At 64.3% G+C, this 21,035-nt stretch carries 26 protein-coding genes; 12 read left to right on the forward strand and 14 right to left on the reverse strand.

Annotated elements, in window-relative coordinates; translation table 11 throughout:
• Positions 1-5 precede the first annotated feature (5 nt).
• On the reverse strand, positions 6-1,418 hold the full coding sequence (locus Harman_RS06550; protein ID WP_137682990.1) for a signal recognition particle protein Srp54: 1,413 nt from the start codon (positions 1,416-1,418) through the stop codon (positions 6-8).
• Positions 1,419-1,548: 130 nt separating this feature from the next.
• Here Harman_RS06550 and Harman_RS06555 point away from each other — a divergent pair, with 130 nt between their 5' ends.
• The 3 genes from Harman_RS06555 to Harman_RS06565 are packed head-to-tail and all read left to right on the forward strand — an operon-like array spanning position 1,549 to position 3,584.
• Positions 1,549-2,457, forward strand: a complete 909-nt coding sequence (locus tag Harman_RS06555) for an AEC family transporter (protein WP_137682991.1) — start codon at positions 1,549-1,551, stop codon at positions 2,455-2,457.
• Positions 2,458-2,502: 45 nt separating this feature from the next.
• Positions 2,503-2,877 (forward strand): cupin domain-containing protein, encoded by a 375-nt coding sequence (locus tag Harman_RS06560; protein WP_137682992.1) that lies wholly within the window; start codon positions 2,503-2,505, stop codon positions 2,875-2,877.
• Positions 2,878-2,933: 56 nt separating this feature from the next.
• A complete protein-coding gene (locus Harman_RS06565; RefSeq protein ID WP_137682993.1) occupies positions 2,934-3,584 on the forward strand; it encodes a bifunctional 4-hydroxy-2-oxoglutarate aldolase/2-dehydro-3-deoxy-phosphogluconate aldolase in 651 nt (216 codons plus the stop codon).
• A 60-nt stretch (positions 3,585-3,644) separates the two neighbouring features.
• Here the strand turns inward: Harman_RS06565 and Harman_RS21210 are convergent, their stop codons facing one another.
• From Harman_RS21210 to Harman_RS21435, 7 genes are all read right to left on the reverse strand, one after another.
• Positions 3,645-4,154: a cell wall anchor protein gene (locus tag Harman_RS21210; RefSeq protein ID WP_160140676.1), complete on the reverse strand. Its 510-nt coding sequence runs from the start codon at positions 4,152-4,154 to the stop codon at positions 3,645-3,647.
• A gap of 551 nt (positions 4,155-4,705) precedes the next feature.
• Positions 4,706-6,289 carry a Coenzyme F420 hydrogenase/dehydrogenase, beta subunit C-terminal domain gene (locus tag Harman_RS06575; protein ID WP_137682995.1) on the reverse strand — a complete coding sequence of 528 codons (1,584 nt, stop codon included), beginning with the start codon at positions 6,287-6,289 and terminating at the stop codon, positions 4,706-4,708.
• On the reverse strand, positions 6,282-8,021 hold the full coding sequence (locus tag Harman_RS06580; RefSeq protein WP_137682996.1) for a nitrite/sulfite reductase: 1,740 nt from the start codon (positions 8,019-8,021) through the stop codon (positions 6,282-6,284). The genes Harman_RS06575 and Harman_RS06580 overlap by 8 nt, the downstream gene beginning before the upstream one ends.
• A gap of 230 nt (positions 8,022-8,251) precedes the next feature.
• Positions 8,252-9,547, reverse strand: a complete 1,296-nt coding sequence (gene ftsY, locus Harman_RS06585; RefSeq protein WP_137682997.1) for a signal recognition particle-docking protein FtsY — start codon at positions 9,545-9,547, stop codon at positions 8,252-8,254.
• A 6-nt stretch (positions 9,548-9,553) separates the two neighbouring features.
• Positions 9,554-10,015: a prefoldin subunit alpha gene (gene pfdA / locus Harman_RS06590; protein ID WP_137683139.1), complete on the reverse strand. Its 462-nt coding sequence runs from the start codon at positions 10,013-10,015 to the stop codon at positions 9,554-9,556.
• The gene (gene rpl18a / locus Harman_RS06595) at positions 10,015-10,188 is read right to left on the reverse strand and encodes a 50S ribosomal protein L18Ae (RefSeq protein WP_004594032.1); all 174 of its coding nucleotides are present in this window, start codon (positions 10,186-10,188) and stop codon (positions 10,015-10,017) included. The genes pfdA and rpl18a overlap by 1 nt, the downstream gene beginning before the upstream one ends.
• A gap of 147 nt (positions 10,189-10,335) precedes the next feature.
• A complete protein-coding gene (locus Harman_RS21435) occupies positions 10,336-10,473 on the reverse strand; it encodes a hypothetical protein (RefSeq protein ID WP_200830835.1) in 138 nt (45 codons plus the stop codon).
• 96 nt (positions 10,474-10,569) lie between these two features.
• On the opposite strand from Harman_RS21435, the gene Harman_RS21440 reads away from it, so the two are divergent.
• Entirely contained in the window at positions 10,570-10,734 is a 165-nt protein-coding gene (locus tag Harman_RS21440) for a hypothetical protein (RefSeq protein WP_200830836.1), read from the forward strand.
• A gap of 31 nt (positions 10,735-10,765) precedes the next feature.
• Here Harman_RS21440 and Harman_RS06600 read toward each other — a convergent pair whose 3' ends face one another.
• From Harman_RS06600 to Harman_RS06610, 3 genes are read right to left on the reverse strand one after another with little or no spacing between them, the layout of a single operon-like run.
• Positions 10,766-11,431 carry a translation initiation factor IF-6 gene (locus Harman_RS06600; protein WP_137682998.1) on the reverse strand — a complete coding sequence of 222 codons (666 nt, stop codon included), beginning with the start codon at positions 11,429-11,431 and terminating at the stop codon, positions 10,766-10,768.
• 2 nt (positions 11,432-11,433) lie between these two features.
• Entirely contained in the window at positions 11,434-11,712 is a 279-nt protein-coding gene (locus tag Harman_RS06605; protein ID WP_137682999.1) for a 50S ribosomal protein L31e, read from the reverse strand.
• On the reverse strand, positions 11,712-11,864 hold the full coding sequence (locus Harman_RS06610) for a 50S ribosomal protein L39e (protein ID WP_004518346.1): 153 nt from the start codon (positions 11,862-11,864) through the stop codon (positions 11,712-11,714). The genes Harman_RS06605 and Harman_RS06610 overlap by 1 nt, the downstream gene beginning before the upstream one ends.
• Before the next feature lie 186 nt (positions 11,865-12,050).
• Here Harman_RS06610 and Harman_RS06615 point away from each other — a divergent pair, with 186 nt between their 5' ends.
• Complete coding sequence (locus Harman_RS06615) at positions 12,051-12,503, forward strand: hypothetical protein (RefSeq protein WP_137683140.1); 453 nt, start codon at positions 12,051-12,053, stop codon at positions 12,501-12,503.
• Here Harman_RS06615 and Harman_RS06620 read toward each other — a convergent pair.
• Positions 12,500-13,312: a ZIP family metal transporter gene (locus tag Harman_RS06620; protein WP_137683000.1), complete on the reverse strand. Its 813-nt coding sequence runs from the start codon at positions 13,310-13,312 to the stop codon at positions 12,500-12,502. The two genes, Harman_RS06615 and Harman_RS06620, sit on opposite strands and share 4 nt — an antisense overlap.
• Before the next feature lie 250 nt (positions 13,313-13,562).
• On the opposite strand from Harman_RS06620, the gene Harman_RS06625 reads away from it, so the two are divergent.
• A complete protein-coding gene (locus Harman_RS06625; protein WP_137683001.1) occupies positions 13,563-13,748 on the forward strand; it encodes a hypothetical protein in 186 nt (61 codons plus the stop codon).
• 13 nt (positions 13,749-13,761) lie between these two features.
• Here the strand turns inward: Harman_RS06625 and thpR are convergent, their stop codons facing one another.
• Positions 13,762-14,325, reverse strand: a complete 564-nt coding sequence (gene thpR / locus Harman_RS06630; RefSeq protein WP_137683002.1) for an RNA 2',3'-cyclic phosphodiesterase — start codon at positions 14,323-14,325, stop codon at positions 13,762-13,764.
• A 174-nt stretch (positions 14,326-14,499) separates the two neighbouring features.
• Here thpR and Harman_RS06635 point away from each other — a divergent pair, with 174 nt between their 5' ends.
• The 6 genes from Harman_RS06635 (at position 14,500) to Harman_RS06660 (ending at position 18,871) form a co-directional block, all read left to right on the forward strand.
• Entirely contained in the window at positions 14,500-15,228 is a 729-nt protein-coding gene (locus tag Harman_RS06635) for a tetratricopeptide repeat protein (protein ID WP_137683003.1), read from the forward strand.
• Positions 15,225-15,515 carry a DUF424 domain-containing protein gene (locus Harman_RS06640; protein ID WP_137683004.1) on the forward strand — a complete coding sequence of 97 codons (291 nt, stop codon included), beginning with the start codon at positions 15,225-15,227 and terminating at the stop codon, positions 15,513-15,515. The genes Harman_RS06635 and Harman_RS06640 overlap by 4 nt, the downstream gene beginning before the upstream one ends.
• 64 nt (positions 15,516-15,579) lie before the next feature.
• On the forward strand, positions 15,580-16,035 hold the full coding sequence (locus tag Harman_RS06645; protein WP_137683005.1) for a hypothetical protein: 456 nt from the start codon (positions 15,580-15,582) through the stop codon (positions 16,033-16,035).
• Positions 16,036-16,107: 72 nt separating this feature from the next.
• Entirely contained in the window at positions 16,108-17,355 is a 1,248-nt protein-coding gene (locus Harman_RS06650) for an aminotransferase class V-fold PLP-dependent enzyme (RefSeq protein WP_137683006.1), read from the forward strand.
• A 242-nt stretch (positions 17,356-17,597) separates the two neighbouring features.
• Positions 17,598-18,026 (forward strand): iron-sulfur cluster assembly scaffold protein, encoded by a 429-nt coding sequence (locus Harman_RS06655; protein ID WP_137683007.1) that lies wholly within the window; start codon positions 17,598-17,600, stop codon positions 18,024-18,026.
• A gap of 83 nt (positions 18,027-18,109) precedes the next feature.
• Positions 18,110-18,871, forward strand: a complete 762-nt coding sequence (locus tag Harman_RS06660) for a methyltransferase domain-containing protein (RefSeq protein WP_137683008.1) — start codon at positions 18,110-18,112, stop codon at positions 18,869-18,871.
• A 25-nt stretch (positions 18,872-18,896) separates the two neighbouring features.
• Here Harman_RS06660 and Harman_RS06665 read toward each other — a convergent pair whose 3' ends face one another.
• Positions 18,897-20,936 (reverse strand): heme-binding protein, encoded by a 2,040-nt coding sequence (locus Harman_RS06665; RefSeq protein WP_137683009.1) that lies wholly within the window; start codon positions 20,934-20,936, stop codon positions 18,897-18,899.
• Positions 20,937-21,035: the final 99 nt, after the last annotated feature.

Genomic DNA, 21,035 nt, shown 5'->3' on the forward strand with positions numbered 1-21,035 from the left:
AGAGCTCAGTCGCCGAACGGTCCCGGGCCACCGCCGCCCATGCCGCCCATGCCGCCGCCACCGCCACCGCCGCCCTGTTGCATCTGTTTCATCATCCGCTCCATGTCGCCGTCACCCATGCCCTGGAACTGCTTGAGCATCTGCTCCATCTGCTTGTGCTGCTGGAGGAGTTCGCGTACCCGCTCCTCGGGCTTGCCGGAGCCCCGGCAGATGCGCTCGGTCCGGGACTGGCCGACGACGCGGGGGTTCTCTAGCTCCTCCTCGGTCATCGAGTCCATGATGACATCGAAATCGCGCATCCGCTCCTGGGTCACGTCCATGGCGTCGTCGGGGAGCTGATCCATCAGCCCGCCGCCCAGGCCGGGGATCATGTCCATCACCTGGTCGAGCGGCCCCATGTTGTTCATCGTCTGCATCTGCTTGCGCATGTCTTTGAGGGTGAACTGCCCCTCCAGCATGTCCTCGGGGTCCCAGTCCTCCTCGTCGTCCCCCTGGGTCTCCTCCATCGCGCGCTCGACGCGCTCGGTGAGCTGCTTGAGGTCGCCCATCCCGAGCAGGCGGGAGATGAACCCGGAGGGTTCGAACCGCTCGATATCCTTGACTGTCTCCCCGGCGCCGAGGAAGGCGATGGTGGAGTCAGTCTCGTTGACGGCGGCGAGCGCGCCGCCACCTTTCGCCGTCCCGTCGAGTTTCGTGATGATGACGCCGTCGATGCCGATGGCTTCCTCGAAGTCGGCGGCCTGGCTCTTGGCGCTCTGGCCCATCGCCGCGTCCAGCACGAGCAGGTCGCGGTCGGGCTGGACCTCCTGCTCGATGCGCTCGATCTGCTCGATGAGTTCCTCGTTCAGACCGTCACGACCGGCCGTGTCGACAATGCGAACGTCCGCATTCGCCGTCGCTTCCAGCCCCTCGCGGGCGATCTTTACGGGGTCGTCCTCGTCGGGGTCGCCGTAGAAGTCCACCTCGGCGCGCTCGGCCATCTCCTTGGCCTGGTCGTACGCGCCGGGCCGGTCCGTGTCGGTCTGGATGATGGCCGGTCGGAGCCCCTTCGTCGAGAACCACCAGGCCATCTTCGCGGCCGTCGTCGTTTTCCCCGACCCGTACAGGCCGGCGAGCATGATGGTCTGTTCTTCCAGGGGCAGTTCGGTCGACTCGCCGACGAGGTCGACCAGTTCCTCGTAGACGATTCGCAGGACCCAGTCCCGCGGCGTCGTGCCGGCCGGCGGTTCCTCCTCCAGCGCACGCGTCTCGATGCTGTCAGAGAGATCCTGGACGAGGCCGACATCCACGTCGGCCTGCAACAGCGACCGCTGGATCTCCTTGACGATGTCCTCGATGTCCTCCTCGGAGAGCCGGGACTTCCCCCGGAGGTCATCAAGCGTCCCCCGGAGCGAACTCCCAAGATCGTCGAGTACCATTGTTGGACCGAGGTACGCGACCACGCGGGTAAAGGCTTGTTGTCATGCTGTCGGACCCCAAATCGGGGCGGTGACCGCCACATCTGCCCGTGACGAAAGGGTCAAGAGGTCGAACCGACTGGGCGACAACATGGCCGTTCTCGGACAGCTCGGGTTCATGATTGCGTTTCTCTCGGCCGGCGTCGCCGCCGGCTCTCTCGGGCTATTGACCGAGCGGCGGACGGAGCTGCTTACCTCTCTCGTGTTCACCGTCGCGCTACCGGCGCTCATTTTCCGGTCCACGTACAACCGACCGCTCCGAGAGATTATCTCACCGGCGTTGCTCGGTGGCTTCTGGGCCGTCATCGTGCTGACAGTCCTCCTGGGCTGGGTCGTCCACAGACGGCTGGAGTCGGCGGACCGGCGGAGCGTGTCGGTCGTCCAGTCCTACCACAGCAACATGGGGTTTCTCGGCCTCCCGCTGGTGGCGGCGACGATGGGCAGCGACGCGACGGCCGTCGCCAGCGTCATCCTCGGTATCGGCGCAGTGACCCACGTCCCGGTGACGGTGTTCCTGCTGGTCCGTATCAACGGGAGCGACGCCTCGCTGCTGGGCGAGTGCAAGAAGCTCCTCACAAACCCGGTGCTCATCGCGCTCACGGCCGGTATCACGGCCTCGGTCCTCTCGCTTTCAGTGCCCGAGACGCTGATTCAGGTACTCGGAGTCCCGGCGGAGCTGGCGCTGCCGGTCGCGTTGCTGTGTATCGGCGCGACGCTCGATACAGACCTCCCACTGTCGGATATTCAGGAAACCGTCAGCGTGGTCGGACTGAAGGTGCTGTGGATGCCAGCGCTGGCATGGCTGGTGTACTCCTCGCTGGCAGTCGATACGACGGCGCTCGGCGCGGCAGTCGTGATGTTCGGCGCGCCAACGGCCGTCTCGACGTACGTCTACACGACGGAGCTGGGCGGCGATGCGGCGTTTGCCTCGCTGAACGTCTTCATTTCGACGGTGACCTCCGTCGGGACGCTCTCCGTGCTGGTCTGGCTGTTCGCCTAGGTCGCCGTAGCCATGCTTTTGCCGGCCGACGCCCCCAGCGACGATATGGGCTATCACAAGATCGATCCCGAAGACCTCCCGGAAACCGAGGACTACCCCTGTGACCGGCAGGGCATTTCCGACGCCGCCGAACTCCACGCGCTCCATGCGGCCACCTACGAGATGGCACCCGGCGAAGAGCTCTCGCGGACCTACCACTACCACGAGACGCGCGAGGAACTGTTCTACGTGCTTGAGGGGACGCTCCACGTCGAAACGCCCGACGGGGTGTTCATGGTCGCCGCCGACGAGGTGTTCGTCGCCGAGCCGGAAAGCCCACACCGCGCACACAACCCCGACGACGCCGACGAGTCGGTGACCGTCCTGGGCGTCGGTGCGCCGCCGACCGACATCGCGCGCCCGTACGACCCCGACACGTAGCCCCAGGGTCCGACGGTTCAGACACGCTTTTGGGCCACCCCATCGGAGTTGCGCGCATGACGAGCAAACAATCGGTGCAACAGCAACTGGTCGACAGCGGCGTCACGGCAGTCCTGCGCGGGATTCCCGAAGACAAGATGGTCGACGTGGCGAAAGCGGTCCACGAGGGCGGCGTGACAGCGCTTGAACTGACCGCCGATGCGAAGCGCTGCTCGGACATGATCGCCGCCGTCGACAAGGCGCTCGACGACACCGACGCCGTCATCGGGGCCGGCACGGTCATGGACGCCGCCGCCGCCCGCAACGTCATCGAGGCCGGCGCGGAGTTTGTCCTCGCGCCGAATCTCAACGAGGACGTGCTCGACGTGTGTAACCGCGAGGGCGTCGTCGCCATCCCCGGGGTCATGACACCGACGGAGGCCGCCGACGCGATGGAGGCCGGCGCGGACATCCTGAAGATGTTCCCCGCCTCGACGGTCGGCCCGGGCCACATCGGCGCGCTCCAGGGCCCGCTCGGCGACGTGCCGATCATGCCGACTGGCGGAGTCTCTGTCGATAACGTCGACGAGTTCTTCGACGCCGGCGCGGTCGCTGTCGGCGCTGGCTCGGCGCTGGTCAACTACGAAGCCATCGAGAACGACGACATGGACGCCGTCCGCGAACAGGCCGCCGAGTTCATCGCTGCTGTCGAGGCCGCCCGAGAATAGCAACTGTGTCGGAGCCGCCAGAACTGCTCCGGCGGAGTGACAGACGCCGACAGTAACGGCCTACTCTTCAGTTTCGTTCGTCGTCTCGTTGCCGGTCATGTTGCCGTCGGTCTCGTTGCCGGTCATGTTGCCGTCGGTCTCGTTGCCGGTCATGTTGCCAGTCGCCGTCTCATTTTCGGTCATGTTGCCGTCGATTTCAGTCTCGTTGCCGGCCGTACCGGTTTCATTGCCCGGCATCTCGGTTTCGTTGCCCGGCATGTCCGTCTCGTTTTCGCCGAGTTCGGTTTCGGTTTCACCCATCTCCGTCTCGGTTTCACCCATCTCCGTCTCGGTTTCACCCATCTCAGTCTCGGTCTCCATCTCCGTTTCCGTCTCCATCGCCGGCTCGGTCTCCGTTTCTGCGTCGGTCATCGCGTCGGTCTCTTCCTCCGTGGCCGTACCCGGACCTTCAGCGCCGCCGCCCGGCGTCTCCGTCCCGGTATCGCCTGCATCACTACAGCCAGCCAGCGCCACGAGTGCGCCGCCTGCGAGTTTGATAACGTTCCGTCGAGATTTTATCGATCCGTCCATAGCGTTTCCCCCAAGACCACCGGGACAGTTTATGAATGACCTGCTAAGCGTATGACGGAGCGATGACGGAACAGATTAACCACACCCGAAATCTGGTCCGTTTGTGAAACTGACGTGAACGGTCCGCGTCAAGCCATGATTGATCGACCAGTGGTGTCAGATCGGGTGGTTCGGCAGGGCTCACGAGTGAACAGGAAACGTCGCGGATCGGAAGGCGGTATCCAACAAGACGGGACTGCAAACGAGAAGTTACGCCCCGGTTCAAGCTCCCGGTAGACAGTTAGCAAGGGCATAGTTCCAGCTGCGGTCGGAGCTAGCAGACGCCACGGCCGGGCCATTATCCGCCCCAAGACGCCGGTCTCCGCAACCACGTCGATCAAACGGAACCAGCTTGTACAGTTTCGGGTCGCGGTACCGGCGGTCCAAACACAACGAGTATGAACGGAAAGGCTGCCGAATCGGATTTACGGTCAAAATCCGCTTGACCGCAGTTTAGCAACGGTATAACACCAGTGCGTGGGAGCGCGACACGGTATCACGATACGTCCGTTTCAGTGGTCGCTCTCGTGCGGGTGAAGTTCCGTCCCGTAGTTCTCGGCGTGGTCGGCGTAGTCGATGAACCGGGGGGCGTCGGGGTCGAAGGGCCGTTGCAGCGCGTCGAAGGCCTTCTTTTTGTCCCAGCCCTGGAGCTTGCCGACAGCCGAGCGGTCTTCGAGGTCGTGGTAGTCCAGGTCGGGCTCGGTCAGTTCCCACGCCCGCAGGCCGGTTTCGGTGCGGACGATGACCGAGGAGTACTCGTCGCTGGAGCCGACGGAGCCGACGGTGAGGTCGGCACAGTAGCCCGTGAAGTCGGCGCACTCGTCACAGCCCTTGAGGGCGGCATCGTGGAAGTTCTCGACATCTTCCTCCAGTAGCATCTCGCCGTCCTCGCCGTAGACCATCATCTTCCCGTGGAGCACGTCCATCTTGCCGATGTCGGCGCGGTCGATGCCGCGCTCCTCCTCGAGGAGTTCGCCGATGAGCGAGTAGTAATTGAAGTTCTTCGTACACATCAGCGCGATGGTGTAGTCGATGGCGCGGACGCCCTCTTCCTGGGCGGCGTAATCCCAGTCGAAGTCCTGCAGGGCGCGAATCCCCTCGATTTCACAGGGCGTGCCGACGAGTGCGAGCGACGCCTCGGAGAGTGGCACGTCGAGCTTGTGCGCCCAGCGTTCGAGGTCGAGGTTCCCGAGCGCGAGCGTCTGGTTGTAGAAGCTCCCGGCGTTGTCGATGCACTCCTCGGGCGTCGTCGCGAGGAACGATTCGGCCTTCCACTCGGCGTCGTCGCTCTCTGTCGCGATGAGCGCGCCGTCGATTTCGCCGGCTTCCAGCAAGTGACACAGGACCGAGGTCACGAGGCCGCCGTCCTGTGCGTTCTCGCGCCAGTCGTCCTCGACCTTCGCGGAGAACTCCGTGATGGGGTCGCCCGCGCCCTTGACGTTGTCGTCGCCGCCGGTGATCTTCCACTGGCGCTCGTACCGGAGGCCACCCCTGGGGCACATGTCCCAGCACAGTGAGCAGCCGGTACACATCTTCACGAGTTCGGGGAGGTCGTCGTCCCCGACGCCGATGGAGTCGCTGGGACAGGCCGCGACGCAGGTTCCACACTGGATACAGCGGTCGGCCTGGATAACGGCCTCGTCGAGTTCCATGAACCACGTCTTGCCCTCGGGTTCCTCGATGTCACTCATCTCCGCGCGGATGCCGTAGCCGGGCGTGTCGAGGTCGACGCCCTCCGGAACGTCCACCCGCTCGTCGGGCCGGCCGTCGTCGACGTTCTGGCTGGTTCCCGTCGCTGGTTTCGTGAACTGGATGGGTTTGAGCTGGCCGTTCGGATCGACGTTCGCCGCGCCGGTACCGCCGTCCGGCCGAGCGCGCCGTTCGTCGCCTCGACTCTCGCCGCCACAGCCACACGACTCCCCGCAGCCGCAGTCGTCGCTCTCGTCCCCCGGGACGCCGGGCATCGGCCGGCCCCCGTCGGTCACCAGCGGCGGGTCCACGTCGTCGCGGCCGGCGGTAGTGTCCGCTGTTGGCTCAACGAACTCAGGTGCGGCGTCGGCTGGGGCGACCTGTCGCCAGTAGCGCCGGTCAGTCATCGTCGGCCACCTCCCCGCGACCGCCGCCGTCGCCGTGTGCGGTTCCACCCGAAACGTTCGCGTCGGCCCGCTGCATCACAGCGCGAAGTCGGTCGTTGCCGACGCGACGGCACCACTCGTAGAACCGCTCGCCATCGTCACGCTCGTCGGCGTAGGCCTCGAACAGTTCTTCCAGCGCCGGAATCACGGCATCCGCCGGGACGGCGTGTTCGACCCAGTCGAGGAATTCGTTGTCCGCACCGAGGCTGCCGCCGAGGCCGAAGTCCATTCCCTCGACGATGTTGTCGCCTTCCTCGTTGGTGGTCCCCTCGGGGTCGTCGATCTGTACCGTTTCACCCCGGAAACCGATGTCGGCTATCTGTGGCTGGGCGCAGGACGCCGAGCAGCCGGACATGTGCATCCGGACCACGTCGATTTCCTCGGGCACGTCGATGCGGCGGTCAAGCGCTTTCGCCCACCGTTGGACCCGGTTTTTCGTCTCGATGATGCCGTAGTTGCAGAACTCGGAGCCGGTACAGCCGACCGCGCCCCGCGAGAATGGGCCGGGATCGGGCTGGTACTTCCGAGCGAACGGCGTGTTCAGCAGGTCGCCGATGTTTTGCTCGGGAACATGTGTGATGAGAAAGTTCTGGTCGGTCGCCAGTCGGACCGAGGCGTCGTCGGTGCCGTACTCGCTCGCTGCGTGGGCGGCCCGCCGGAACTCGTCGCCGCCCATCCGGCCGGCGATGACGTTGAAGCCGACGTATTTCAGGCCGTCCTCGCGCTGGTCGTGGACGCCGACGTGGTCGCCCCGATACCCCTCCGAGCAGTCGGTCCCGCGAGTCGGCAGATCGACCGCACAGCGGTCACGGACTGCTTCCTCAAACTTCTCGGCCCCCATCTGCTGGACGAGATAGCGCATCCGGCAGACGCCGCGGTTGTTGCGGTCGCCCAGTTCCTTGAACGTCTGGGCGACCGCCCGGCAGAACTCCACGGTGTCTTCCGGCGAAATAAACACATCCAGGTCCGATGCCATCCGCGGGCCGTCCGAGAGGCCGCCGCCGACCCTGACGTGGAAGCCGTAGTACTGCTCGCCGTCGACCTCGCGACGGGCCGGCGTCAGCCCCACGTCGTTGATCTGGGACTGCGCGCAGTCCTGCCGACAGCCGGTGATGGTCAGCTTGAACTTCCGCGGGAGGTTCGCATACTCCCGGTTTTTCGTGAAAAAGTCCGAGACGGCGTCAACCACGGGCTGGGCGTCGAAGCACTCGTGGTCGTCCAGCCCGGCGGCGGGACAGCCGAGGACGTTCCGAGCAGAGTCGCCACAGCCCTGGACCGTCGTCAGGCCGACCTCGTCGTAGCGTTGCCAGATTTCGGGCACGTCCTCGATTTCGATCCAGTGCATCTGGATGTCCTGGCGGGTCGTGATATCGAGGAAGGCGTCGCCCCAGATGTCGTTCTGTTCCTCGCCGCCGAATTCCTCGGGCGCGGTGGCGTACTCGTCGGCCACCGCACCGATGACTTCGGCCTGTTCGGGCGAGAGGTAGCCGCCCGGGACTTTGGTCCGCATCATGAAATAGCCGTCCTGGCGGCCGTGGGCGTACAGCCCGGCCCACTTCAGCCGCTCCCACTCGCCGTCACCGGCCCGGGCCTCGATTTCTTCGAAACTCAACTCCTCGGCCGCGTACCGCTCGACATCTTCGATGACATCCAGCGGATGCTTCTCCTGTTTCCAGCGTTCAACTGTGTTCATAGATATCACACCACAATACTGTGTGTATTGATGATGAACAACGAACGCCTTCAACGCGCCCCTGCCGGCGAAAACGACCACACCTCCCTCGATGTGGTAACATTTACCGCATTATTCGCAGCGCGGTCCCATCGAGACGGTGCGGACTCTCCGGGTTCCACACAATCAGGGTCGACGCTGTCATCTCACAGCCCAAAGGTAGCAGCAAAAATATCCGCGAAGTCCGAGGCTTACTCGCCGATGAGGCTGTCGACGATTTCCTCGGGGTCGAACGGTTCGAGGTCACCGTAGTCCTGGCCGGTCCCCAGGAAGAGGATCGGCTTTCCGGTGACGTGGGCGACAGAGATAGCCGCGCCGCCCTGCGGGTCAGCGTCGGCTTTCGTCAGGATTGCGCCGTCAATCTCGGCCGCGTCGTTGAACTCACGCGCTCGATTAACAGCGTCCTGGCCCGCGACCGCCTCGTCGACGAACAGCGTCATGTCCGGGTCGATGTTGCGGTCGATCTTCTCCAGTTGGGCCATCAGGTCGTCCGAAGTGTGGAGCCGGCCGGCCGTATCGCCAAGCACCACGTCGATGTCGTTTGCCTTGGCGTACTCGACGGCGTCGTAGATAACAGCCGTCGGGTCCGAGCCCTGCTCGTGGGTGATGATCTTCTTGCCGAGGTTCTGGGCGTGCTTTTCGAGTTGCTCGTTCGCACCGGCGCGGTAGGTGTCGCCGTTGGCGAGCACCGTCGAGAGCCCGCGCTCCTCGAAGTACCGGGCGAGCTTCGCTATCGAGGTCGTTTTTCCGACGCCGTTGACCCCGGTGAACACGATAGTGACCGGCTTGTCGGCCTGCTGAACGCGCTCGTCGAAGTCGAACTGGCCGACGTTGATAACGTCGTACAGCGACTCACGGAGCGCGTCCCGAACGAGGTTCCCCGTACTGGAGAGCCGTCGACGGGTCTGGCCCGTGAGGTTCTCCTTGACGCCGTCGAGGATCTCGTTGGCGACGCTCATCTCCACGTCGCTCGACAAAAGTGCCAGTTCGAGGTCGTCGAGGTGCCCCTGCAGGTCCTCCTCCTCGATGACCGTCTTCCCGGTCGCCATGAGCTTCGCTTTCGCGGCGAGGCCGCGACCGTCATCGTCGTCCGCTTCGGACTCCGAATCGGCTTCGGCTTCGGACCCCGAGTCGTCGGCCGCGGCGTCGTCCGACTCGGACGCTTCCTCGGCCCCTGTATCTAGGTCCTCGGCTGCCGCGGACGATGCCGTAGCTGGCTCGTCTATCGCCTCGGAGTCAGCGGCTTGCGGTGCAAAACCGGCCCCGGACTGATCGTCCGCGGTCGGTGACTCCCCAGCAGCCGCCTCCGTGTCTTCGGATGACTGTGTGTCCGCTGTGGACTCGCCGTTGGCTGGCTGGTCGGCGGGCGCGTCCCCGTCTGCCTCATCAGCGTCCGGTTCGTCCTCCGCGTCGAGTGCCTCGTCGTCAACGTCCTCTTCGACGTCACTCGTGAACCCGCTGAGTTTGTCCTTCAGTCCGTCGAACATGCGGCCTTACTCGTCTTCCTGCTCTTGCTGTTGCATCATCTGCTGCATCTGCTGCTGTTGCATCTGCTGGGCCTGCTGTTCGAGCTCCTCCATCTCGGTCTCGACTTCGGCCTTCTCGTCCTCCAGGTCGCTGATGTGGTCGTCCAGCGTCTCCTTCTTGGTTTCCAGCGTGCTGACAGCGCCCTCCTGCTCGCGCTCTGCGGAGTAGCCACCACCGAGGGAGACGACGACCTCGTCGATATCCTCGATAGTCGCGCGGATGTAGGCGTCGCCGCCGAGCGGGACCTGCACCGTGGAGCCGGAGTCGAGCGTCTCGATGGCCTCGATGGCCTCGTCGATGTCCGTCTGCTTCTCGCGGAGGCGCTCGATTTCCTCGTCGATAGCGTCGACTTCCTGCTCCATCTGCTCGATCTCCTGTGCAACCTGCTGCATCTGACCGCCACCGCCGCCACCGCCGCCACCGCCCATCATGCTGCCACCTCCTCGATCGTGATCTGTGTGCGCTTGAGGTTGTGCTGGGAGCCGAAGTCGCTGTAAACGCGCTCCTCAGCGACGTTCTCGTTTGGCGCGTCGACCTCCTTCTCGAACTGCTGTGGGCCGTCTCGGGCCGGGAAACTACCGCGAACAGTGTACGTGCTCATACACGCAGGTGCGGGCAGGGCAGGGAAGTATCTTCCCCTTCCGGCTTTTTCGAGTGAAGCTCCTATCCGCGACAGGGCCAAGAGATATTCGCCGCTGTCCGGCCCGTATCGGCTGGTTCAAGAGTCTAAAAACGAGTGTCTCAGTCCTTACTCCTCTGTCCCCGCTGCGTACACCATGTCGCCGCCACACTCCGGACAGGACGGGCGAAGCACCGCTGTCGAGTAGTCACACTTCCGGCAGACGAGTCGGTTCTGGTCGTCGGCGGCTGGGTTTTGCTGGGCCATACATGCTAGTAGACGACACACTATATTATTCTTTGACACGGTGTATCATGGTCGAGGACCCCGACGGATTTGTCCGGGCGGTGCAAACGCCGAGCTATGAGCCAGACGACCTACCAGTGCCAGTGCGGCGCGACCCTGCGATACAGACAGGATCTGACGCTGGAGCGTGGTGGGACCAGCCGGTCCTGGGCGTGTGGCGACTGCGGACTGCCCGTTCCGGGCGTGGTGGCAGAGAAGCTCAGCCACCAGCATCCGTCCTGAGCGGGCAGCGCGTGTCAGGAAAAAGACCGCGTCAGTCGATGTAGCCGAGCGCCGCATCAATACGGCCCAGTTCCGGCCCGGAAGTGTCCGAGCCACAGATGTAGCCGTGGTCGTTGGCGATCAGCCCGGAACCGACGAGCGGGCCGCCGTAGTTGATTGTCCCGATGTCGGCTGGCACGTCGAGGATGTCCTCAAGCGCGTCGAGTTCGCCGTCCGTGGCTTTCGGATGGCAGAGCACGCCCTTGTTGGTGGCGACGGCGGCGGTCCCGACGGTGGTGACACCGGCGATGACGCCGCGCTCGACGGGCACGTCCAGCCCGTCTTTGATCGCCTGGACGGCGTCCCGCGAGAGGTCGGGGTGGACGTACGCGCCGTAGTCGTTACAGCAGACGACGTTGCCGGCGGCGTTGATCCGGCCGGGGAGCCGCGTGACGGGCACGTCGACCACGTCTTGAATCCGTTCGATTTCGGTCTCGCGGACGCGTTCGGAGACGACCAGCCCGTTCTCGTTGCCGGTCGCAAGCGCCCCGACGGTCCCGGAGCGACCGACGGTCGTCGGCACGGCCGGCACGTCGAGTTCGTCGCTCAGGTCATCGAGCAGCGATTCGTCTAAGTCTGGGCGAACCAGCACACAGTCGTCGGTCGCACGGGCGAACACACCCACGTACGACGACCCGGAGAAAGCCGCGCGGAGCAACGTTACTCTGCGGTCTCTGCTTCGACGATGGCTTCGCCCTCTTCCTCGAAGCGGGCGGCGCGAACACGGATCTTGCTCGGCGTGTTGGCGCGACCGCGGGCCCAGGCCGCCTCGTTGATGGAGGGGTCCAGACGGACGGCGCTCTCCTCGACCGAGAAGTGCTTGGCGAGGTGCTCGCGGATGAGGACCATCGCTTTGTCTGCGCGCTTGTGGTTCGGTTCGGCTCGCGCGTCTCGGAGCGGAATTGTGACGACACGCTCCTCGAAGTCACTGGCGCTCATTATTCGTCAGTGTCGTTGCGCCGCCAGTGGCGTCGCTTGTGGTTGCGCTGGACCTCGCGGTCCGTCTTGAGCATGACCCAGGCCGGGACTCGACTGTTCTGGTTGTCGAGTTTGGCCAGTCGCTTCTTCGTAGCCTTCGATTTCTTACCCATGGTATGGTGCTTGTTCCGCGCCGTGGTTTAAATTCCTTCCTTTTCGAGCCGGTCACAGCCCGTTATCAGCGGCTATAACTGCGGACGTAGAACTAAGTCGAGTGCTGCCCTGATTATCAATGGATGAAGCGCCGGAGATTCCTCCAAACAGTAGGTGTGGGTGCAACAGCCGTCGGGTCGGGCTGCATGGGCGGTGGCGGCGATGTCGTCGTCAGCGTACAGAAAGATGTCAGAGTCAATCCGCATGGAGCGTGGATACAGGAGGCGATCCCGGACGTGTCCGATCCCGGGGGTGAGCTACAGTACATCGTCAAGGCGGACATCCCGTTCAACGTGTACTTTTTCACTGACCAGGAGAACTTCGAGCAGTACGACACCTACATCAAGGGACGAGAGCCCGACGAGACACCGCCAGGGAATCCCAAATTCAGTCAGACAGCGGTCCAGCCCGAAGGGTCAGATATCTACGAGGCGTCGACGGACAACGGCGGCGCACGCGAATCACTCGACGAACCCGGTCCGTATTTCTTCGCCGTCGACCACTCGAACTACCGGATGGAGACCCGCGTCGACGACTACGACGACCCGTTGAAAGCGTTCGTCGACCTCACCGTCATTCGGAGCAAACTTCCCTTCTAAACGAACGCCAGCGGTATCATCGCAAGCACGCCGACAGCGATGCCAGCAGTCAGTTCGCGCTTGCCGCCCCCCGGCAAGCTGTCCCCGTACTCCAGCGCCTCAGGAACGAACTCCGTGAGGACGAGATACACCATCGCCCCGGCGGCGAAGCCAAAGCCAAAGGGGAGAAACGCCTTCGCCAGCGTGACGAAGTAGTACGCGATAACGGCCCCGATGGGCTGTGGCAGCGAGGAGAACACCGCCCACCAGACCATTTTCCACTCGCTGACACCCAGCGAGCGAAGTGGGATAGCGATAGCAGTCCCTTCCGGGACGTTGTGAATTGAGATAGCCACAGTCATGAACACTGCCAGCAGCGGAACGGAGACGCCGAGAACGCCCACAGCGGAGTCGGGCGTGGCCGATTCCAGCCCGAGTTCCGCGAAGGAGACACCGACAGCCACGCCCTCCGGGAAACTGTGGACGGTCAGAATGCCCAGAATCAACAGGAGCTTCTTGAAATTCGCCTGTTCGAACTGTTTCGGGGAGCGGTCGAAATCGTCTAAGAGTTCGTGTGCCGCGACAACAAGCACGACGCCGGCGACGATGCCGGGAACCATGAGGACCGGCGACCCGTAGGCTAGCCCCTCGCGGACGAGTCCGAACAGCGAGGCGGCGACCATAATCCCGGAAGCCAGTCCCCACAGCAACACGTTCCACCGGTCCGAGAACTCATCGACGAGGAAGAACGGTATCGCGCCGAGGCCGGTGGCCAGTGCCGTAAGCAACCCCGCGAGGAACACGAAGGCGACGTTCTCGACAGCGACCATATTGATGCTACGCCGCTCGTCCCGATAAGAATTATCACGAACTTGAGTGGTTTTGGCGGACCTAGACAGCTGACCGGAACGACGTAATACTCCTTATATAATATCACAACTCGATACCTGCTAGTGGAGTACGTTTATACACCAGAACGCAAAATTGTCGTGTATATCAAAAGCAGTTGAGCGAAATAATTCAAATTCATACATTGTAGAGGGGAATAGTCCAGCAGATGTCGAACTAACGCTTCGTGACGTGAACACCGGGCGATGTTACGATATCGTCGACTACGCCGACGCTATCCTGGCAGAAAAGCTACAGGCTCGTGGCCCCGGTAGTACCGTTCGTGTGGAACTCGCGCCGGTAGCTGCCGACGGCGACCGCTGGGCCGTGACCCGACATCTTCCCGGCGCACCACCGCGCATCGGACTGGGCCAGTAACCGCGGCCCACGCTCACAGCGACACCGATCCGACGGTCCGATACGTCGGGCCGTCGGGCCCCAGCTCACTTTCTTTCAGGCGGATTTCTTCGACCTGTAGACTGCCAACATCCGGGTTTTCGTTCTCGACAGCGTTCTGTACCGTCTCCTTGCCACCGGCGTGGTCCATCCTGGCGATGGTTGCGTGCGGCGTAAAGTCGTGCTCCTCCGGGTCGAATCCCAGGGCAGTGGTCCTGTTTTCGACGGCTTCGTGCAGCGCGGTCAGTTCTGCGTCGCCCTGCCCGTCACGGACGCCGACCCAGACGACGCTGATGTAGGACAGCGACGGAAAGACGCCGAGCCCGCCGAACTCGGCTTCGAACGGGGCGACGCCGCTGGCCTCGACGGCTGTTTCGAGGGCACCGACGATATCGCCAACGCGGTCCGGGTCGGTGTCGCCGAGGAACTTCAGCGTGACGTGGGCTTGCTCGGGGTCGGTCAGCCGAAGGCCGGAGACGCCGTCGAAGCGGTCCTGCACGGCCGCCACAGCGTCCCCGAGTCCGTCGAGGTCGACGCTGACGAACAGGCGCTTGGACATGGCTGGAGGTTGCGGTTCGGTCCGCAAGAAAGCACCGGGCACTCGGAGTGGATACTGCGGTAAACGCATCCAGCACAGCGGATTCCGCATGGCCCGAAATCCGGTCACTTGCCGCCGCTATCCCAGCGAGCCGTGGACGTAGCCCTTAACCGGATTGGCCGTCAATCAGGAGGTATGACAGACAACGACGACGACCACGCCTTCTCCGAAGGCCAGGGGTTCGACGACCCCTACGAGGGGTTCGACCTCGAACCGCCGGAGTTCGAGGTGGACCCGGACAAGGTCGACCCCGTCGACTCGCGTGTCGTCACCGACCTGCTGGACCAGCGGAACATCTCCTCCGATGCCGTCGACCCCGAGCAACTGCTCGATGTCGGCCTGGAGTACATGCACATCAACCGCCACGAACAGGCCGCCGAGACCTTCGAGCGCGTCGCCCAGTACACGGACGACGACCGGCTCAAACAGGAAGCCTGGACGAACAAGGGCGCGGCCCACGCGGAACTCGAAGAGTGGGACGCCGCTATCGGCGCGTACAAGGAAGCGCTCAACTTCGACGAGGAATCCGACCACGCCGCCACCGCCGAGACGAACCTCGCGTACGCGCTCTGGAAGTCCGGCCGCTCCGAGCAGGCGCTCGAACACGCCGAACGCGCCGTCGAGATCGACCCCCGCTTCGGCGAGGGCTGGTACAACCGCGGCTTCTTCCTGCTCGAACGCGGGCTGGCCGACGAGGCCATCGACGCCTTCGACAACGCCGTCCGCCTGGGCTTCCGCAACGCCGACGTGCTCGAAGAGAAGGCCCGCGCCCTCGAAGAGGTCGGCGAGTTCGACCGCGCGGAGGAACTGGCCGAGGAAGTCGACGAGATGCGCGAGGAGGCCGAACAGCAGCTGCTTGAATGATACTCAACGAACGCGACACCGACGAGGGGCTGCTCGTCTCCGTCTGTGACCCCGATATCATGGGCGAAACGTTCGAGAACGGCCCCGTGTCGCTCACCGTCAACGAGGAGTTCTACGGCGGCGAATCGGCCACGGAAGACGAGATCGTCGACAGCCTCGCCCGCTGTTCCGTCGCCAACATCGTCGGTGATGACGCCGTCAGCGTCGCCGTCGAACACGGTTTCGTCGACGAGGAGAACGTCCTCGACCTGGGCGAGACCCGGCACGCACAGTTGCTCTGGATGTAGCCGGTGACGCTGCTACGAGCCTGACCCCGAGAGTCTTTGCACACGCCCATCGAGAGGGACACGTATGTATTCCAGAGACCACGCTATCGTCTCTGCCGCCGTCGGGGCTGCCGGCGTCGCCGTCCTGCCGGTCCCCGTCCCCTGGTGGGCCGCCGTCGGCTACGCGATCGTCGTCGGGGTCGCTATCGATTTCGACCACTTCGCCGTGGCTCGACTGGAAACCGGCGACTGGGCCGCGCTCCGGCGCTGCCTCCGAAACCCGACGATTGCGGTGCTCGATCAGGACGAGATCTTCGACCCGCAGGACCTCTGGCCGCTCCAGCGGCTCCTCAGCCACCATCTCATCGGCGGTGTAGTCGTGGGCGGCCTCTGGCTCGTCTCCGAGCCGCTGGCGCTGTTTACCGCACTCGTCCTGTACGCCCACGTCCTCGGGGACCTCATCTGGGACAACTACCTGCTTGAGACCTACCAGGAACAGCACGCGAAGGCCGCCGCAGCCGACGCCGGACAGCGTGAGTAGCGTCGGCCGCCGGAGACGGGAGTTCTAGGTGAACCGAAGGAATGTTGCCTGTCGAGTCCCTGTACAGAGCTAATGGGACATTCCGAATCTGAATTGCTCGACGTGGAGCGTATCCGCGAGGACTTCCCCATCCTCCAGCGCGAGTTCGACGGCGAGCAGGTGGTGTATCTCGACAACGCGGCCACCACGCAGACGCCCGAACCCGTCGTCGAGACCATCGCTGACTACTACCGGACGACCAACGCCAACGTCCACCGCGGCCTTCACCAACTGAGCCAGGAGGCCAGCGTCGCCTACGAGAACGCCCACGACCGCGTCGCCGAGTTCATCGGGGCCTCCGGCGAGCGCGAGGAGATTATCTTCACCAAGAACACCACGGAGAGCGAGAACCTCGTCGCCTACGCCTGGGGCCTGAACGAACTCGGGCCGGAGGACGAGGTGGTCCTGACGGAAATGGAACACCACGCCTCTCTCGTAACGTGGCAGCAGATCGCCAAGAAGACCGGTGCGACGTGTCGCTACATCCGCGTCGACGAGGACGGTACGCTCGATATGGACCACGCCCGCGAGATCATCACCGACGACACGGCGATGGTCAGCGTCGTCCACGTCTCGAACACGCTCGGGACGGTCAATCCCGTCTCGGAACTGGCGGACATCGCCCACGACCACGATTCGTATATCTTCGTCGACGGCGCGCAATCGGTCCCGAACCGGCCTGTCGACGTGGAAGAAATCGACGCCGACTTCCTGGCCTTTTCGGGCCACAAGATGGCTGGTCCGACCGGCATCGGCGTCCTCTACGGCAAGAAGCATCTGCTGGAGGAGATGGAGCCGTACCTGTACGGCGGTGAGATGATAAAGAAGGTCACCTTCGAGGACGCCACCTGGAACGACCTCCCCTGGAAGTTTGAGGCCGGCACGCCCGTCATCTGCCAGGGCATCGCGCTGGCCGAGGCCTGTGACTACCTCGACGACATCGGGATGGAGCGGATCCAGCGCCACGAGGAACAGCTCGCCCAGTACGCGCTGGAACAACTGCAGGACGAGGGCGACGTGGACATCTACGGCCCGGCAGCGGGAACTGAGCGGGGCGGCCTCGTCGCGTTCAACCTCGAATCGGTCCACGCCCACGACCTCTCCTCGATACTCAACGACTCCGCCGTTGCCATCCGCGCCGGCGACCACTGCACCCAGCCCCTCCACGACAAGATGGGCGTCCCCGCTTCTGCACGTGCGTCCTTCTACATCTACAACACGAAAGAAGAGGTGGACAAACTGGTCGACGCTATCGACGACGCCCGGCAGCTGTTCGCGTAGTCAATCTCTACCGCGCGCCATCGGCGCGCGGTTCCCCGGACGCGAACAAAGTGAGCGTCCGGCCTTTTTCGCCACCGAAAGACTCGCTTCGCTCGTCTTTCGAGCCCTCGTTCGCTCCGCTCACGAGGACCACGTTTTTCGAGGAGCCGTCCCCGTAGCGAGCGAAGCGAGCGAGGAACGGCGACGCTGAAAAAGGTGGCTCGGAAGCCTTTTCCGGCTGACAGTCGTATCATAGTTCAATTATGGGTATCGGTGGCTCGGACATGTACCGGCAGCAGATCCTCGATCACTACAAGAATCCCCGGAACTACGGGGAGATCGAGGACCCCACGTTTACCCACATCGGGGAGAATCCGATGTGCGGCGACGAGATACGGATGGACGTTGTCCTCGACGAGAGCGAGGAGACCATCGAGCGGGTCGCCTTCCAGGGCGACGGCTGTGCCATCTCCCAAGCTTCTGCGTCGATGCTCTCACAGGAACTGGCGGGGATGGCGGTCGAGGACCTGCAGGCGATGGATCGGGACGACATCACGGATATGCTCGGCGTCGACATCTCGCCGATGCGGGTCAAATGCGCCGTGCTCGCCGAGAAGGTGGCACAGGACGGGGCGGAAATCTACTTCGGCGAGAAGGACATCGACCGGACGACCACCGAAGACGACGACTGAGACAACAACTGTTTTCCGGCAGTCGTGTAGCCAAACGCCGCTCGCACGTATACTTTTAGCCGACGGAGCCACACATCCGAGACATGGCTGGCGGGAACGACTGGAACCCCGACGACTACGACGACCACCACGAGTTCGTCCACGAACACGGCCAGTCAGTTGTCGACCTGCTGGACCCCCAGCCGGGCGAGCGGGTGCTAGATGTCGGCTGTGGCACGGGCCACCTGACGGCGGAGATCGCCGACAGCGGAGCCGAAGTGGTCGGCATCGACACGTCGGCGGAAATGGTCACACAGGCGCGGGACGCCTATCCGAACCTGACGTTCGAGGAAGCGGACGTTCGGACCTACACCGCTGACAGGCCGTTCGACGCGGTGTTTTCGAACGCGGCGCTGCACTGGATACCCGGCGGCGATCACGACGCGGTGCTGTCGACGGTCGCCGACGTGCTGACCGACGACGGGCGGTTCGTCGCGGAGTTCGGCGGGACGGGCAACGTGGCGGCGATAACCGACGCGCTCATCGCCGAACTCGACGCCCGCGGCTACGCGGTCGACCATCCCTGGTACTTCCCGAGTATCGGCGAGTACGCGCCGCGGGTCGAAGCACACGGGTTCGAACTGCGGTTCTCGCGGCTGTTCGACCGGCCGACGCCGCTCGACGGCGGCGAGGACGGGCTCCGAAACTGGCTCGGGATGTTCGGCGACGAGTTCTTCGCCGACGTTGACGACGAGGAACGGGGTGCGATTCTGGCGGCCGTCGAGGACCGGCTCCGGCCGGAACTGTTCGACGGCGACACCTGGGTGGCCGACTACCGACGGCTGCGGCTCGTCGCAGTTCGATAGCGGAGAGGCCGGAGGAGAGCGTTCGTCAGGCCAGGAACACGTGGCGCGGTCGGTCGGCCAGCACGTCCCGGCCCCAGCTGACAGTCTCCGAGAACTCGTCGGAGCGGAAGAAGGCCATCGCGTCCTCCTGTGAGTCCCACTGGCTGGCGATGAACATGTCGTTCTCGTCGTCGTGGTTGAACAGCAGCGAGGTCTCGCGGTGACCGTCCATCTCCGCGAGCAGGTCACCGACCGCGTCGAACTTCTCGACGAAGTCCGTGCGGTACTCGGGCTTGACCGTGTAGAACATCCCCATCGTTCCGAAGCCGTCGCCCTCGCCGTGGCGGCCGACGACGCCGGGGAGGTCGGTCAGGTAGTCGCCGGCGGTTTCGGCGGCGTCCGCGGTGTCCCACAGCGATGCAACGGCCGAGACGCCGGCGTCGCTGGCCCCGTACACCGTCGTCCGGACGTGGGTGTCGTAGCGTTCGAACGCGCTTCGGAGGTCCGCCACCTCGTCGTCGAGCGTCCCCGCGTCGGCCTCCGAGTACACTACGAGAGCGTACACGTCCTCGCCGTGTGGCTGACCGGCGTAGACGCCCTCGGCTTCGAGCGTCTCGCGGATGGATTGGGAAGATTCGGCGGCCTGCGAGCCGCCAGCAGCAGCGTCACCGCTGTCCTCGACATCGCCGTCCTCGGCTGCCTCGCCGAGCGGGCCGCCCATCGTCCGTTCGATGCCGTCGATATCCGTCAGGAACCCGGCCGCCGTCTCGGCGGCGTCTTTCGCCGTCCAGATGCTGACGACGTAGGTCTGGCCGCTGTCGGCGCGCACGGCCGTCTGGACGTGGCGGTCGTAGTGGTCGAAGCTCTCGCTCAGTTCTGAAACGTCGTCAACGATGTCCTCCGCATCCGCTGAAGAGTGAAACACCAGCGCGTAGTCGCCGGCGTCGTAGGCGTCGCCCTCGTACAGCCCCAGTCGACCGAGCCGCTGCGTGGCGTCGTCTATCTCCTCGAAGTCGGCGGACACGTCCGGTCGGCCGCCGCTCGTTTCGCTCGACGACTCTGATTCACTCGGGTGGTCGTCCGCCTCGGCCGACTCCTCCGAGTGCGGGTGATCGCCCTCACCGGCGCTACCCGGATGCGCACCGCCGTGGCCGCCGGTGTCGCCGCCGGCGTGTGTCCCTGCCTGCGCGTCGCTTGCAGTCGATTCGTCCGCGTGGCCGTGACTCGCGCCGGCACCGGCCGGAGCGTGTTCGTGGCCGGCACCCTCCGCCGGTGTGTCCGGGACCGACTCGTCGTCGGTCGGTACTCGCTGGCCAGCCAGGACGGCCGGCAGCTCCGACGGATCGAACTTCCGGCCGACGTAGAAGGGGCCGAAGTCGGCGAACTGCGAGGTCGAGGGGTCAAAGCGCATCTCGGTCAGCAGTTCCTTGATGTGGCGCATGTCGTCGCTCCAGAGCGTGATGCCCCACTCCCAGTCATCGAAGCCGATGGAGCCGGCGATCATCTGGTTCACGTCGCCGCCGTAGGTGCGGCCGATGTCGCCGTGGCGCTTGATGTGGGCCGCCCGCTCCTCAAAGGAGGTGTCGTACCAGTTCTGGTCGGGCTGGCGGCGCTTGCTCATCGGGTAGAAGCAGACGAACTCGTCGTCGGGCACGTCAGGGTGGAGCCGGGCTTGGATGTACTGGGCCAGCCCGGAGTCGTCGTCCACGTCGCCCTCGAAGTACTCGCGGGACTTCTCGGTGTAGCCCGAGGCCTCCGTCACGGAGACGTAGGAGAACTCCCGCTCGGTGAAGGCGGCGAACTCCGTCTGCTCGAAGTGCCGTTCCGCCGCATCGAGGTCACCCATCGTCGGCCGCAAGTGGAGGATCATGATGTCGGCCTTGTGACCCATGACGGTGTACACCGCCGTCTGCCCCTCCTCGGCGTCTTCGACAGCCTCGTACGCGTCGAGGAAGTCGATACCCTCCGACAGCGCACGGTCGCGGACTCGCTGGGGTGCCTCACGCCAGGCGTCCCAGTCAATGCTCCGGCAGTCGTGCAGGGCGTACCAGCCCTCTTCCGTGGCTGGGGGTTTGCGTTGGTCCATATGGGGCGGTTACAGGTCGATACTAAGGAAACTTCCCATGTCGTTCCGGTCGGGCGACTTCTGGCCCTGCAGTTCAGGCTATGTTTTTATTAGGTCGTC

This window comes from Haloarcula mannanilytica, assembly GCF_005406125.1.
Taxonomy (GTDB): Archaea; Halobacteriota; Halobacteria; order Halobacteriales; family Haloarculaceae; genus Haloarcula; species Haloarcula mannanilytica.